Origin of the sequence: Gordonia lacunae, from assembly GCF_002149015.1 — a bacterium.
Lineage (GTDB): Bacteria > Actinomycetota > Actinomycetes > Mycobacteriales > Mycobacteriaceae > Gordonia > Gordonia lacunae.
On the sequence record NZ_NGFO01000005.1, the window covers coordinates 30482 to 47402 of the forward strand.

Annotated in this window: 2 protein-coding genes (1 of these 2 only partly in view); both read left to right on the top strand. The window is 69.8% G+C overall.

What is annotated here, in order from left to right; translation table 11 throughout:
- Entirely contained in the window at positions 1-8196 is an 8196-nt protein-coding gene (locus CA982_RS05725; protein ID WP_086534391.1) for an amino acid adenylation domain-containing protein, read from the top strand.
- Positions 8193-16921, top strand: the start of a protein-coding gene (locus CA982_RS05730; RefSeq protein WP_086534392.1) for a non-ribosomal peptide synthetase. Its footprint extends 31498 nt past the window's final position; 8729 of the gene's 40227 nt are visible here — the first part of the coding sequence; it begins with the start codon at positions 8193-8195; its stop codon lies off the right edge, out of view. Before CA982_RS05725 ends, CA982_RS05730 begins: the two co-directional genes overlap by 4 nt.

Genomic DNA, 16921 nt, shown 5'->3' on the forward strand with positions numbered 1-16921 from the left:
GTGGCAATCGCCGATTACCGTGCCGGTACGCCGGGTGACGTGGACGAGACCATCGAGGTCCTCCCGCTCACCGCGGCGCAGCGCGGCATGTGGTTCGCCGAGTCGCTGTCGTCCGAGTACTCGGTCAACATCGCTCAGTACGTGGACATCCGTCATGCGCCGGGCGGATTGGACGTCGAGTTGTTCGCCCAGTGCTGTGTCGAGGTGGGCAAGCTCGTCGAGTCGCCGTTCGTCCGCCTGACCGAGATCGACGGCATCCCGATGCAGTACGTGGACGTCGACTTCGATCAGACCGTCGACATCCTCGACTTCCGGTCCGAGCCCGACCCGGTCGCGGCGGCGACGGAATGGATGCAGGCCGAGTACCGGCAACCGGTCGATCTCCTCAACGACCAGTTCATCATCGTCTCGATCCTGTTGATCTCGGATGAGCGCACATTCTGGTACAACCGTGCCCACCACATCATCATCGACGGCTATGCCGCGCTGTCGATCATGCGGCGCACCGTCGACCGCTACAACGCCCTCCGCCGGGGTGAGGAGCCGCGCGACAAGGCCCCCGCCACCATGGCCGACATCGTCGCCTACGAGGAGACGTATCAGGGCAGTACCCGGCGGGAGACCGACCGTGCGCACTGGCTCGAACGCGTCGCGGATCTGCCGGAGCGGGTGACACTGTCGAAGGTCGGCACGACCGGATCGCTCTCGTTCGACAACGTCGTCTCCAGCGCCGCACTCGACCCGGAGCGGCAACGCCGGTACGAGACCCTCGCCGGTGAGTTGAACAGTTCCCTCGCGGTGCTGATGACCTCCGCCTTCGGCGCTTTTCTCGCGCGGATGAGCAACCACGACGACATCGTTCTGAGTCTTCCGGTCACCGGTCGCGCCACCGCCAAGATCAAGATCTCCGGTGGCATGGTGTCCAACATCCTGCCGATCCGGTTGCGCGAGGTGTCGTCGAAGTCGGTCCGCGAGCTGATCCAGACCGCGCAGCTGGAGCTGACCGGCGCACTGCGCCACCAGCGGTACCGGTCCGACGACATCCGTCGCGACGCCGGTCTCGACCAGAGTTCGGTCTCGTTCGGACCCACCATCAACATGGTGTTCTTCGACGAGCAGGTCGCCATCGACGGCACCGACATGGAGTACCGGATCCTGACCTCGGGCATCCTCGAAGATCTCCTGATCAACCTCTACCAGTCGAGTCCCGGCGCCCCGCTCGTCGTGGACCTGCACGGCAACCCGCACCTCTATTCACCGGCCGAACTCGATGCGCTGCACGGCCGATTCCTGACGTTCCTCGACCGGTTCCTGTCCGATGCCGCTCTCGACACCCCGGTTGCCGACGTCGGCCTGCTGGTGGACAGCGACACCCGGCTGCTCGAGGCCCTTCCGCAGCCTCGTCCCCGCGCGAGCACGTCGACCCTCGTCGAGTTGTTCGACGACGTCGCCACCGCCCATCGTCATCGCGGAGCCGTCTCCGATGCCGACGGCGTGACACTGAGTTACGCCGAACTCGCGAGTCGCTCGGACGCGATGGCGCGATCGCTGCGCGCCCGGGGGATCGGGGCGGGCGATCTGGTGGGTGTGGCGACCGCACGGGACACGAGTCTGGTGGTCGTCATGCTCGCCGTGCTGAAGGCGGGTGCGGGGTACCTCCCCCTGGACACCGGCAACCCGGAAGAGCGGCTGCGCTACATCGTCCACGACGCCGCCCCGGCGTGCCTGGTCGTCTCCGACGGCGACCGGCCCGGGTGGGCGGGGGAGTGCGAGGTCGTCCAGACCGGGCAGCTCCTCGACGAGGCGCGGACGCCCGAGGCCGCCGCGGTCCCGGTGCCGCGCGGACCGATGACGCCCGAGGCGACGGCCTACGTCATCTACACGTCCGGCTCGACCGGGGCGCCCAAGGGCGTCGAGATCGTGCACCGCAACGTGGCCACGCTGCTCGAGGCGGCCTCCGCCGACTTCGACTTCACGCCCGAGGACGTGTGGTCGGTCTTCCACTCCTACGCCTTCGACTTCTCCGTATGGGAGATCTTCGGTCCGCTGCTCACCGGTGGACGTGCCGTGATCGTGGACCGGATGGTCGCCCGCGCGCCCGCCGAGTTCCTGCAGTTGCTCGCCGACGAGCAGATCACGGTGGCGTCCCTCACCCCGTCTGCGTTCAGCATCGTGGCCGACGTCCGGCGCCGCACCGGGACCCCGTTGGCGTTGCGCTACATCGTCTTCGGCGGCGAGGAACTGCGCTTCGACGAGGTGCACAACTGGTACGAGTCGTTCGGCGACGAGATCGAGCTCGTCAACATGTACGGCATCACCGAGACGACGGTTCACGTCACCTACCGTCCGCTCGATCCCGATCTGGTGCGCGGCGAGAGCGCCAGCCTCATCGGCCGCCCGCTGAACTCGTTGGGCCTGCGGGTCCTCGACAACCGCCTGCGGCCGGTACCCGAGGGTGCCGTCGGCGAGATCTACGTCGTCGGTGAGCAACTCGCGCGCGGGTACCGCAACCGCCGTGGGCTCACGGCCACCCGGTTCGTCGCCGATCTCGACGGCACCGGTGAGCGGATGTACCGCTCCGGCGATCTCGGCCGACGTATCGGTACCGACGTCCAATATCTGGGCCGCGCCGACACACAGGTCCAGTTGCGGGGGTTCCGGGTCGAGTTGGGCGAGGTCGAGACGGCGTTGCGCGCGGTCGACGGGGTCGCCGCGTCGGCCGCGGTCGTCACCGATGCGGCATCGGCCGGCGGGGCGAAACTGATCGGCTATGCCGTCGTCGAAACCGGTTGCGAGCTGGACGAATCCGCCATCCGTGAGCAGGTCCGCGCCCGTGTGCCCGGTTACATGGTGCCCGACGTCGTCATGCTCATCGACGAACTGCCCCTCACCGCGAACGGCAAGCTGAACCGGCAGGCGCTGCCCGCTCCGGTGTTCGCGCGTGACGAACGGGTCGCCTACGTCGCGCCGTCGACCCCGCGCGAGCGCGAAGTCGTCACCATCGTCGAAGAACTGCTCGACATCGAGCCGATCGGATTGCAGGACAACATCTTCGCGCTCGGCGCGGATTCGCTGACCGCGGCCCGGCTGGCGTCGCGCCTGCGCACCGTCGCCGGCCTCGACATCAAGCTGGCCAATGTCTTCGAGAGCCAGAGCCTCGGCGACATCATCCGGGTCGCGACACCGGTGGCCGACGACGCCGCCACGCGGCGGCCCGAACTCGTTCCGCAGCCGCGACCGGATCGGATCCCGCTGGCGTTCAGCCAGCGTCGCCTCTGGTTCATCAACCGGCTGGACCCGACGTCGGCGGCCTACAACATCCCGGGGGCGGTGCGGCTCGGCGCCGACGTCGATGTCGCCGCGCTGGCCGCCGCGATCGACGACGTGATCGCGCGACACGAGCCTTTGCGGACCACGTTCCCGGACGAGGACGGCGAGACCTTCCAATTCATCCACTCGGCCGAGGCCGCCGCCGCGGCCCGGCTGTTCGACGTGGTCGACGTGGCACCGGTCGACACCGACCGCAGGCTCGCCGACTTCGCGGTGACCGGCTTCGACCTGAACTACGAATACCCCGTCCGCGCACGACTTTTCCGCGCCGTCGCGCCCGACGGGACGCTTGACCACGTCTTGATCGTCGTCATGCACCACATCGTCGGCGACGGTGCCTCGCTCGGTCCGCTGATCACCGACGTCCTGACGGCGTACGCCGCGCGCCTCGCCCACCAGGAGCCCGCCTGGCGTCCGCTGCCGGTGCAGTACGCCGACTACGCACTGTGGCAGCGCGAGGTCCTGGGGGAGGCCACCGACGAGACCTCGCTGATGTCGGCTCAGCTCGACTTCTGGCGCACCGAACTGGCGGGGATGCCCGAGCTCATCTCGTTGCCCACCGATCGGGCGCGACCCATCCGCCCGTCCGGTGCGGGCGGGTACGTCGACACGCTGCTCGACGCCGACACGGTCGCCCGGTTGCACGCGGTGGCCGCCCAGCACGGGGTCACCGTCTTCGCGATCTTCCACGCCGCACTCGCCGTGATGCTCTCGCGCCTCAGCGGTAGCGACGACGTGGCGATCGGCACCGCGATCGCCGGCCGGGACGAGCCCGAGCTCACCGAGCTGATCGGCATGTTCGTCAACACCCTCGTGCTGCGCACCCGGGTGCACCCCGACACCGACCTCACGAAGCTGCTCAACGAGGCCAATCACACTCGCGCCCAGGCCCTCAGCAACGCCGACGTGCCGTTCGAGCAGGTCGTCGACGCGGTGGGTGCCCGCCGCTCCACGGCGCATTCCCCGCTGTTCCAGGTCGAACTGGTGATGCAGCACGACCAGGTCGAGAGGCTGTTCCAGGACGAGGCGGGCATCAGCCTCATCGACGCGCGGGCCCCGTTCGCGAAGTACGACCTCTCGCTCAGCGTCGTCGAGTACTCCGACACCGGCGACCACGCGGGCCAGATCTCGGTGGCCTTCGGATATGCGCGTGACCTCTTCGACGAGTCGACCGTCGAGCGGTTCGCGCGCTACCTTCACGACGTACTCGGCGCGATCGCCGGCTCGCTCGAGGCGGACGACGCCGGCCGGTCGTTGCGCGTCGACGACCTCTTCGCCTTCCCCGAGACCGAGGTGGACACGGTCCGGGGGTGGTCACGCGGCGCCCCGCACGAGCTCACCGCACCCGATCTGGCGTCCGCGCTGCTCGCCGGGTACCGGCAGGACCCCGACGCGGTCGCATTGGTCTTCGCCGACCGCGAACTCACCTACGCCGAGTTCGCCTCGCGGGCGTCGACTCTCGCGCGCCGGTTGGTCGACGACGGCGTCGGCCCGGATGTCGCGGTGGCCGTGTGCATCCCGCGTTCGGTGGAACTGCTGGTCGCGGTGCACGCGATCGTGCTCGCCGGTGGCCAGTACGTGCCGCTCGACACCGAGGCGCCGTCCGACCGTGCCGACTACATGCTCGAGACCGCCGGTACCCGGCGCGTCCTGGTCGGGCCGGGACCCCGCCCCGCCGTCGTGGACGATCTCGCCGACCGCGTGACCGTCACCGTGGTCGACGCCTCGACCGATGCGGACGTGCCGGGCGAACCGTTCACCCCGGACGAGCGACACATGCCCCTGGGGCCGGAGAACGCGGCGTACACGATCTTCACCTCCGGCTCCACCGGACGGCCCAAGGGTGTGGTCGTGTCACATCGCGCGATCGTCAACCGCCTCGACTGGATGCAGGAGCACTACACGCTCACCCAGCGCGACGTGGTGCTGCAGAAGACGCCGGTGACGTTCGACGTGTCGGTGTGGGAACTGTTCTGGCCCTTCATCTCCGGTTCCCGACTGGTCGTCGCGGTACCCGGTGGGCACGGCGACCCGTCCTACCTCGTCGACATCATCCAGCGCGAGGACGTCACCACGCTGCACTTCGTGCCGTCGATGTTGTCCACCTTCCTCGACGTCGTCGGCGCCGACCGGCTCGCCGAGCTGAGTTCGCTGCGACAGGTGTTCACCTCGGGCGAGGCCCTGACCGCCTCGACCGCGGGTGGTCTGCGCACCGCGTTGCCCGCCGTCGGGTTGCACAACCTGTACGGGCCGACCGAGGCCGCCGTCGACGTCACCGAACACAACGTCCGCGGTTCGGAGACCGTCGTCCCGATCGGGCGGCCGGTGCCGAACACGACGATCCACATCCTCGACCACCGGCTGCGGCCCCTGCCGGTCGGTGTGCCCGGCGAGATCTATCTCGGCGGCGTCCAGCTGGCCCGCGGGTACGTGTCGCAGGGCCGGCTGAGCGCGGAGCGCTTCGTCGCCGACCCGTACGGCCCGCCCGGGTCGCGTCTGTACCGGACCGGTGACCTCGGCAAGTGGAGCCCGGCAGGGGAGATCGAATACCTGGGCCGCAACGACTTCCAGGTGAAGTTGCGCGGTCAGCGGCTGGAGCTCGGTGAGATCGAGTCCGCGCTGATGTCGGTGCCGGGTATCGTCCACGCGGCGGTGACGGTCGCCGACCTCGCCGCGGGGCAGAGCCTCGTGGCCTACTACTCGCCCGACTCCGTCACCCCGGCCGACGCGCAGTCGCACCTGAACGGGACCGTGCCGGAATTCATGGTGCCGACGATCTGGATGCCGCTGCCGACCATGCCGCTCAACTCGGCGGGCAAGGTCGATCGCAAGGCGTTGCCCGCACCGGTGATCGAGACCGCCGAGTTCGTGCCGGCGAGCACGGAGACCGAACGGATCATCGCGCGGGTCTTCGCCGATGTCCTTGGCGTGGACCGGATCAGCGTGGCCGAGTCGTTCTTCGACCTCGGCGGCAATTCGCTGAGCGCGACCAAGGTCGCCGCCCGGTTGTCCGCCGACCTGGAGGTCGACATCCCGGTCGCCGCGGTGTTCGACGCACCGTCGGTACAGGCGATGGCGACATTCGCCAGCGACCACGGAACCCCCTCGCGCCGTCCGCGTCTGGCGGCTCGCACGCACGGCGACCGCGCGCCGCTGTCGGCCGTGCAGCGCGGGATGTGGCTGATCAACCGCGCCGATCCGGCGTCGCCCGCCTACAACGTCGCGATGGCGTTGCGCCTGTCGGGACAGTTGGACACCGACGCGATCGGCGGGGCCATCGAGGACCTCATCGACCGCCACGAGTCGATGCGGACGCGGTATCCGCTCGTCGACGGCGAGCCGATCCAGCTCGTGCTCGACCTGGACGCCGCGCTGGATCTGCTCGAGCGCAGCGTCGTCGATGTCGACGGCGATCCGGTTCCGGTGATCGCCGAGTTCACCGGCCGCGGCTTCGACGTCACCGTCGCACCGCCGCTCCGGATGATGTTGCTGCGACTCACCGACACAGAGCACATCCTGGTCTTCGTCGTGCATCACATCACCGCCGACGGCGCCTCGATGCTGCCCCTCGCCACCGACGTGATGACGGCGTACTCGGCGCGCGTGTCCGGCCGGCGGCCGGAATGGGCGCCGCTGGCGGTGCAGTATCTCGACTACACGCTGTGGCAGCAGGAGGCCCTCGCCGTTCCCGGTCCCGACGGGACGACCGAGGCGGACCGTCAGCTCGCGTACTGGTCCGACCGGCTCCGCAACGCACCGGCCCGGCTCGAACTGCCGACCGATCGACCGCGACCGCGCACTCCGTCCTTCGTCGGCGACGAGGTGCGCTTCGACATCGACGGCTGCCTGGTGCGCAAACTCGAGGCGGTCGCGCGCCAGCACAACGCGACACTCTTCATGGTGATGCAGACCGCACTCGTGGTGTTGCTGAGCCGGCTGACCACCCAGCGCGACATCGTGATCGGCACGCCGTTCGCCGGGCGGGGTCAGCCCGAACTCGACGGCGTCGTCGGCATGTTCGTGAACACGCTGGCCCTGCGCTCGCGGCTGCAGGACGAAGAGAAGTTCGCCGAGCTCCTCCAGCGCGTGCGCGACGAGGATCTGGCCGACATGGCGAACGCCGAAATCGCGTTCGATACGATCGTGTCATCTGTTCTCTCCTCCCCGCCCACCAGTTACAACCCGATCTATCAGGTGATGTTCGCCTACCAGAACTTCACCATCCCCTCGCTCGACATGGACTCGATGACGATTGCACCGATATCCGAGCAGTTGACCCCAGCCAAGGTGGATCTTCAGCTCACGTTGTTCCCGGACGATTTCGGTGCACCGGCAGCAAAGGACGCTGATTCAATGACGGGCCAGTTGATCTACGCCGCCGACATCTTCACCAAGAGCACTGTCGAGACCTACGCGCAGCGCTATCTGCGCGTCCTCGAGGAGGTGTCGGAGAACCCTCAGGTGCTGGTGGGCGACATCGACATCGCGACGGCTGCCGAGCAGGTGGCGGCCGACGAGATCGCCGGTGCCGAACTCGCCGTCGCGCTCCCCGATCTCGTCGCCCGTGCCACGGCCGCGGCGCCCGATGCCGTCGCGGCCGCGCACCAGGGGGCAGAGGTAACGTTCGCGGTGCTGTCGTCGATCAGTGATGCGATGGCCGCCGCACTCCCGGATCCGGACTCGGCCCTCACCACCGCGCTGATGAGCCTGCTGCCGGGCCTCGCGGTGTCGGGGCCCGACGCGCTCGGTGACGTGCTGGGCGAGCTCCGCACCAACGCCCTGGGGACACTGGACGGGGCCGTGTCCGGAGGCGGGTCCCGCGGGAACGAAGCAGTGCAGTCGACCAAAGGAATGACTCAGACGTGACCGATGTCGATTCAACGGCCTCCAACATCTCTCTCACCTGGGGCTCGCGGCCTTCGACACTGCACCTGATCGCCTTCTCGGCCGGCGTTGCACCTTCCGAGACCGCCTATGAGGCGGTGTCCGGCCCGGTCACTTTCGGTGAGTTGTATGCGCGTGTGTCGGCGACGGCCGGCGTCTTCATCGCCCAGGGTCTCGACACCGAAGCCGCGGTGGGCGCCGGGGTCACCCAGACCGAGGCAGCGGCCGGTCGCGCGCCCGCCGAGATCGCCGACGCCACCCGGCGCGCGATCGCGCTGATCCGCGAGCGTGCGCTCGAACTGATCGGCAGCACCGATCTCGGCTCACTGCCCGGACTCTTCCGCTCCGCCGTCGCGCGCCACGCCGACCGTCCCGCGGTCAGCGACGCGACCGGGGCCGGGCTGTCCTACCGCGAACTCGACGAGCAGTCCGACGCGCTGGCCGGTGGGCTCCGCGCGGCCGGAGCCGGCCCGGGCAGGCTGGTCGGCGTCGCGCTCCCGCGCCGGACCGAGCTGATCGTGGCCCTGCTGGCCGTGCTCAAGACCGGGGCGGCATACCTGCCGCTCGACCGCTCCCAGCCGGTCTCGCGCGCGCAGTCGATCATCGACGACGCCGCGCCGCTGCTGGTACTCGCCGACGCGGAGCTCGCCGCGGCGTGGGATGTCATCGACGTGCGGTTCGTCACGACCGGGGACGTGCTGCGGGACGCTTCGAGGAGCCCCTCCGCAAGCTCCGGGGCTCCTCAGGGAGCGGAGGGGCCAGGCTCCGGGTCACTCGACGACCGGCTGCCGGCCTACCTGATCTACACGTCCGGTTCGACGGGCAAGCCGAAGGGTGTCGTCGTCTCGCACCACGAGGTCGTGGCGCTGATGAAGGCCGCGGCCGAGGAGTTCTCGTTCGGGCCGGACGACGTGTGGACGCTGTTCCATTCGTACGCCTTCGATTTCTCGGTCTGGGAGATCTGGGGACCCCTCGTGACCGGCGGACGCGTGGTCGTCGTCGATCAGGACACCACGCGGGATCCGGAGGCCTTCGTCGAGCTCCTCGAGACCGAGCGGGTCACAGTACTGAGCCAGACGCCCTCGGCCTTCTACCAGCTCGTCGCCGCACAGCGAACGGCTCAGGCCTCACTCACCTTGCGCTACATCGTATTCGGTGGCGAGGCGCTGAGTTTCGAGCAGGTCCGGCGCTGGTTCGACGACAACCCGGCCGATCCGGCGCAACTGGTCAACATGTACGGCATCACCGAGACCACGGTGCATGTCAGCTACCGCGCGCTGCACCGCGACGCGGTGTCGGCGGGGGACGCGTCGTTCATCGGACGGCCGCTGTCGTCGCTGGACATCCACATCCTCGATTCGCGGCTACGGCCGGTGCCCGAGGGCGTCATCGGCGAGATGTACGTCACCGGAACGCAACTCGCGCAGGGTTATCTGCGGCGGGCCGGTCTCAGCGCCACGCGTTTCGTCGCGAACCCGTTCGCGGCCAACGGTTCCGGTGACCGCATGTACCGGACCGGCGATCTGGCGCGCCGCGTCGGCGACGACATCGAGTACCTCGGTCGGGGCGACGCCCAGGTCCAGCTCCGCGGCTTCCGCATCGAATACGGCGAGATCGAGGCCGCGCTGGTGGGCGTCGACGGGATCGCGGCCGGTGCGGCCAACGTCGTGGACCTGCCCGACCGTGGCGAGATCCTCGCCGCCTACGTGGTTCCCGAGCCGGGCGTCGAACTCGACGAACAACTCGTCCGCCGTCGTGTCGCGACCGCGGTGCCGGAGTACATGGTGCCCGACGTCGTCATGGCGGTCGAGCGGCTGCCGCTGACCCAGAACGGCAAACTCGATCGCGGTGCACTGCCGCGGCCGGTGCTGGCATCGACGACCGAATTCGTCGCGCCCGAGAACGACACCGAGACGGCCCTGCGGGACATCTTCGCGGAGGTGCTGGGACTCGAGGACATCAGCGTCGTGGAGTCGGTCTTCGACGTCGGTGGCAACTCGCTGCTGGCCGCCCGCATCGTCGGTCGCGCCGCGGAGACCCTCGGTGTGGACCTCACCGTCCGCGACCTCTTCGACGCCCCGACGGTTCGCGACCTCGCGCTGGCCGCGGCCTCGAAACGGCCGGGACTGCCGCCGATCGAACCCGTTGCCGCGCGTCCGGACCGCATTCCCCTCTCGCTGGCGCAGCAGCGGATGTGGTTCATCAACCGCTTCGATCCGGCCTCGCCCGCCTACAACATCCCGATGGTGCTGAGGCTGTCCGGCAGTGTCGACGCCGATGCCCTGCGTGAGGCATTGCTCGACGTGATGACCCGCCACGAGGTCCTGCGCACCACCTACCCCGAGTCCGATGGTGAGGCCTACCAGCTCGTCCACGAGCCGGTCGCGGCGGCCGCGATGCTCGACTGGCGCGAGGTGCCGGAATCGGTGCTGCCCGAGGTGATGCTCGGCGGATTCGATCTGGTCGCCGAACTCCCGGTGCGCGTGGGCTTCTCCCGTGTCTCGGACACCGAGGCGGTCCTCGGGATGGTCGTGCACCACATCTCGTGCGACGGGGAGTCCCTGGCACCGCTGGTGACCGACCTGATCACCGCGTACACCGCGCGGGTCGCCGGGAACGCACCCGAGTTCCGGCCGTTGCCGGTCCAGATGGCCGACGTCGCCCTGTGGCAGCGCCGCGTGTTCGGTGCCGCGACCGACGACTCCTCGCTCATCGGAGCGCAGCTGCAGTACTGGGCGCGGCAACTCGACGGGGCGCCCGACGTGCTGGAGTTGCCCACCGACCGACCGCGGCCCGCAGTGGCCTCGCAGCGCGGAGCACGCGTCGAGTTCGCTGTGCCGCAGGAGGTCTCCGAGCGCGTCGCGCGGTTGGCCCGCGACCGCGGGCTGACCCCGTTCATGGTGGCGCATGCGGCGCTCGCGGTGCTGCTGTCGCGCCTGTCGGCGACCGAGGACATCACCGTCGGCACGCCGATCGCCGGGCGCGGGCAGTCGATCCTCGACCCGATGGTCGGCATGTTCGTCAACACCCTGGTCCTCCGGACCGGAGTCGATCTGTCGGCCGGTTTCGGCCGGTTGCTCGACGACGTCCGGCGCACCGATCTCGAGGCCTTCGCCAACGCGGACATCCCGTTCGAGGCGGTCGTCGAACGGGTGAACCCGCTGCGTACCGAGGCCTACGCCCCGCTGGCGCAGGTGTGGCTCGCCTTCGACCAGTCGGCCATCGCCGATCTGGCGTCCCAGACGCTGACGATCGGGGAGGGTGGCGGGCTGGCCGTCACACCGGTCGAACCGCACGACCTGTCCGCTCGGGTCGACCTGACCGTCGGGATCGCCGACAACGGGGACAACTGGCAGGGATCGGTGCTCTACGCGACCGACCTGTACGACGCGGAGACGGTGCGTCTCTTCGCGGATCGGTTCGTCCGACTCCTCGACACCCTGACGGCCGACCCGGCCGCTCCCGTCGGCGATGCCGATCTGATGACCGCGGCCGAACACGCGGTTCTCGACCGGTGGAGTGGCGACGCCGAGTCCGCCACTGTGCCCGAGCCGGCCGTGACGGTCGCCGATGCGCTGGCAGAGTCGTTCGCGCGCAACCTGTCCCGGGTGGCGGTGCGGGCCGACGGCCAGACCCTGGACTACGCCGAGTACGGGGCACTGGTCCACGCGTTCGCGCGGACCCTCCTGGCGCAGGGGGTCGGGCCGGACGTGCCCGTCGCGGTCGGCGTGCCGCGATCGGTCGAGATGCTGGTCGCGATCCACGGGATCGTGCTCGCCGGCGGAACATATGTGCCGCTCGACCCGGAGGCGCCGGCGGATGTCGTCCGCAGGCAACTCGCGCTGTCCGGTGCGTCGACGGTCGTCGTCGTCGGCGCACGGCCGAGCTGGGCCGAATCGGTATCGCAGACGGCAGCTCTCGTCACCGTCGATGTCGATGCCCTCGCCACCGCGGCGACGGCTCCCGTCACCCACGCGGACCGCCCGGCATCGCTCCGCGCCGGACACCCGGTGTACACACTCTTCACGTCCGGTTCGACGGGGCAGCCCAAGGGCGTGACGATCACGCACCGCGGTCTGCACGACATGCTGTCCTGGTTCGGGGCCTACACCGGCGATCCGGCGGACGAACGGGTGCTGGTGAAGACGCCGTACACCTTCGACGCGTCGATCTGGGAGCTGTTCTGGCCTTTCGTCGCCGGCGCCACCGCCGTGGTCGCCGCACCCGACGGACACCGGGACCCGGCCCATCTGGCCCGCGTCATCGCCGATGAACGGGTCACCTCCGTGCAGTTCGTCCCGTCGCTGCTCTCGGTGTTCCTCGACGAAGCCTTCGATCCCGCCACCGGTCTGTCCTCGGTGCGCCAGATCTTCACCGGCGGTGAGGCACTCACGCCCGCGGTGACCCAGCAGACCCTCGCGGCCGCACCGCACGCGGTGATCGTGAACCAATACGGCCCCACCGAGATGACCGTCGACGCGACGATCGCCACCCTGACCGAACCCGTGGACGTCGTGCCCGTCGGTCGCCCCGCACCCGGGCTCACCGCACGAATCCTCGACCGCCGCCTCCGCCCTGTCGCTCCAGGCGTGCCGGGAGAGCTGTATCTCGGTGGCGCACAGATGGCCCGGGGTTATGCGGCCGCGCCCGCCCTGACCGCCCAGTCATTCGTCGCGGACCCCGCCGGGCCCGCCGGCACGCGGCTGTACCGGACCGGCGACCTCGCCCGCTGGCGCGCCGACGGCGACATCGAGTACCTCGGTCGCACCGACTTCCAGGTCAAGATCCACGGCCAGCGCATCGAACTCGGCGAGACCGAGGCCGTGCTGGCCGCGGCGCCGGGCGTGGTCTCGGTGGCCGCGGCAGTCACCACGACCCCCGCGGGCGATGCGCTCGTGGCCTACCTGACCGGTCATCCGGGCGACACCGTGGACGTCGACGCGGTCCGTGCCTTCGCCGCCGAGCGTCTGCTCGCGCACCTGCGTCCCACGCTGTGGGTCGTCCTGGAAGAGATGCCGCGCAACGCCTCCGGCAAGGTGGATCGCCGGGCGCTGCCCGCGCCCGCCGTGGCCGAGTCCGAGGTCGTGGAACCCGAGACCCCCGCCGAGCGCACTCTCGCGGGGGTCGTCGCCGAGGTGCTCGGCGTCGAGCAGGTCTCGGTGGTGGACTCCTTCTTCGACCTCGGCGGCAACTCGCTGGCCGCGATGCGGGTGGCGGCCCGAGCCGGTGCCGCCCTCGGCGTCGAGGTCACTGTCCGCGACCTCTTCGACGCACCGAGCGTGCGTGAGCTCGCGCAGCGCGTCGCCGACCGCGTACCCGGCCTACCGCCGGTCACCGCGGTGCGCCCGCGCCCGGACGATATCCCGTTGTCCTATGCGCAACAACGAATCTGGTTCATCAACCAGTTCGACACCACGTCGGCCGCCTACAACATCCCGATTGCCCTGCGGCTGCGCGGCAAGCTCGATCTCGCGGCGCTGCGTGCCGCGATGGTCGACGTCGTCGAGCGTCAGGAGGTGCTCCGGACGGTGTTCCCGTCGATCGACGGTGCACCGCGACAGGTCATCGGGGATGCCGCCGGGGTCGGGGCCGAACTCGACTGGGACGTCGTCGACGACGAGTCCGAGCTCTTCGCGGCCGCCGCCGGTGGCTTCGACGTCACGGTGCAGCGACCGATCCGGATTCGGGTCCATCGCGTCGACGATCTCGAACACATCGTCCTCATCGTGATCCACCACATCGCCGGCGACGGCGAGTCGATGCGTCCGCTGGTCACCGACGTCGTCACGGCGTATGTCGCCCGCTCACAGGGACGTTCGCCGGAGTTCGCGGCGCTGGAGGTCCAATTCGCCGACGTCGCGCTCTGGCAGCGTCGTGAACTCGGATCCATCGACGATCCGGACTCGCGGGTGTCGGCTCAGGTCGACTACTGGCGCTCCGCGCTGGCCGGGCTTCCCGAGGTGCTCGAACTGCCCGCCGACCGTCCGCGTCCCGCGGTCGCGTCGATGGCGGGCGCCGAGGTCGGATTCGAGATCGACTCGGCCACAGCGGAGCTGGTACGCGAGCTGGCTGCCGAACGTGGCGTGACCGAGTTCATGGTCATCCACGCGGCGCTCGCGGTGCTGCTGTCGCGGCTCTCGGCCACCGACGACATCGCGATCGGCACGCCCATCGCCGGCCGCGGCGACGCCGCCCTGGACCCGCTGGTCGGTATGTTCGTCAACACGCTCGTCCTGCGGACCGTCATCGACCCGGCGCAGGGGTTCGCCGACCTCCTCGACGCGGTGCGGGTCACCGATCTCGACGCCTTCGCGCACGCCGACGCACCGTTCGAGGCAGTCGTCGACGCACTGGCGCCGTCGCGATCCGAGGCGTTCGCCCCGCTCACCCAGATCCTGCTGACCGTCGACCCCACACCCGCGGATCCGTCCACGCTCGTCGCGGACATCGACGAGCTGGCGGTGGAAGTGGTGGAGACCGAGGAGAACTCGGCCAAGGTGGACCTGACGGTCGGACTCCGCGGCGGGCGCGGCGGGTCCTGGATCGGTCGCGTCAACTACGCCACCGATCTGTTCGACGAGGCGACGGTCGCGCAGATGATGGATCGGTTCGCGCGGCTGCTGCACGAGCTGGTCACCGATTCGACCGTGCCGGTCGGGGACGCCGACCTGCTCGACACCACCGAGCGTGACATGCTCACCCCGGTCGGCCGTCGCGCCGCGACGCCGGCCGTACCGCTCGCGGAGCTGTTCGCCGCCGCGGTCGCGAATGCCGGAACCGACCGCACCGCGGTCGTCGATCCCGACCGGACACTGACCTACGGTGAACTCGACTCCGCGTCGAACCGGCTGGCCCGCCACCTGCTGGCTCAGGGCATCGGCCGCGGAACGCTGGTGGCGCTGGTCATCCCGCGTTCGGTCGACCTCATGGTCGCCATCTGGGCGGTCGCCAAGACCGGCGCCGGGTACGTTCCGATCGACCCCGACTACCCGGCCGACCGCGTTGCCCACATGATGTCCGACTCCGGTGCGACCATCGGACTCACACTGACCGGCGTCGCCGACGTCGCCGCCTTCGGCGGGCAGTGGGTGCATCTGGATTCACCGGAGCTGACCGAATCGGTTGCCGGACAGAGCGATACGCCCGTCACCGACTCCGATCGCCTCGCCCCCGTCCGCGCCGGCGACACCGCCTACGTGATCTACACCTCCGGCTCGACAGGTCTGCCCAAGGGTGTCGAGGTCACCGCGGGCGGCCTGCGCAATTTCGGTGCCGAGGCGGTCACGAGGTCCGGGATCACCCGCGACTCGCGGGTCCTGGGCTTCGCGTCGCCGAGTTTCGACGCCTTCGTCCTCGAGTACCTGATGGCCTTCACGGCGGGTGCAGCGGTCGTCTACCGCGATCGTGACGCGGTCGCCGGCGCGCCGCTCGCGGACTTCATGCGCGCTCATCGGGTGACCCACACGTTCCTGACCCCGACGGTGCTGGCATCACTCGATCCCGCCGAACTACCGCACCTCGAATCCGTCTGGGCGGGTGGCGAAGCCGTGCCGGAGTCGGTGCGCGACCGCTGGAGCCGATTCGTCGCCTTCCGCAATGTCTACGGTCCGACCGAGACCACGATCGTCATCACCGTGGCCCCGCCGACCCGGCCCGGCGAACCAGTCCACATCGGACCGCCGATCGACGGCGTCGACCTGCTGGTGCTCGACGCCCGGCTCCGTCCGGTCCCGGTGGGGGTCGCCGGCGAGCTGTACGTCAGCGGTCCCGCCCTGGCGCGTGGCTACCTCGACCGGCGTGGTCTGACCGCGGAACGCTTCGTCGCCAATCCCTTCGGTGAGCCGGGGGACCGGATCTACCGCACCGGAGACATCGTCCGCTGGGCCCGCGACCGCGACGGCTCCCTCACGGTGGACTATGTCGGCCGCAGCGACGACCAGATCAAGCTCCGCGGTCTGCGCATCGAACTCGGCGAGATCGAGAGCGCCCTCGGAGATCATCCCGCCGTGGCGTCCGCGGTGGTCACCGGTGTCGACGCCGACGGTGGGCTCGCCGCAAGCGGACAGTCGGTGGTCTCGGCGCTCGCCGCCTACGTGGTGTTGCGCGAAGCCGTCGACATCGCCACGCTCCGTGAGCATCTCGCCGAGCGGCTGCCGCTGTTCATGGTGCCGGCCGGTATCGTCGTGCTCGACGCCCTGCCGCTGACCCCGGTGGGCAAGCTGGATCGTCGGGCGCTCCCCGCGCCGACGATCGAGGTCGACTCCGATCACGTCGACGCCGAGACGCCGGTGGAGCAGCAGCTCGCCTCGATCATCGCCGGACTACTCGGACTCGAGCGCGTCAGCGTCACCGACTCCTTCTTCGCGCTCGGCGGCGATTCCATCATGTCCATCCAGGTGGCGTCCGCGTCACGCGCCGCCGGGATCGACGTGTCCCCGCGGGACATCTTCGAGCACAAGACGGTTCGCGGGATAGCCCGTGCCGTCGGCGCACGGGGCGAGCGCGTGCCCGCCCTCGAGGAACTGCCCGGTGGTGGGATCGGCCCGATGGCCGTACCGCCGGTGGTCTCCTGGATCCTCGGGCAGACCGACGCGGTGGCCGACTTCGGCGACTTCTCCCAGTCGATGGTGCTGACCGTCCCGGCGGAACTCACCGCCGAGATCGCGCAGGAACTCCTCGCGCAGGTCGTCGCCGCGCACCCGATGCT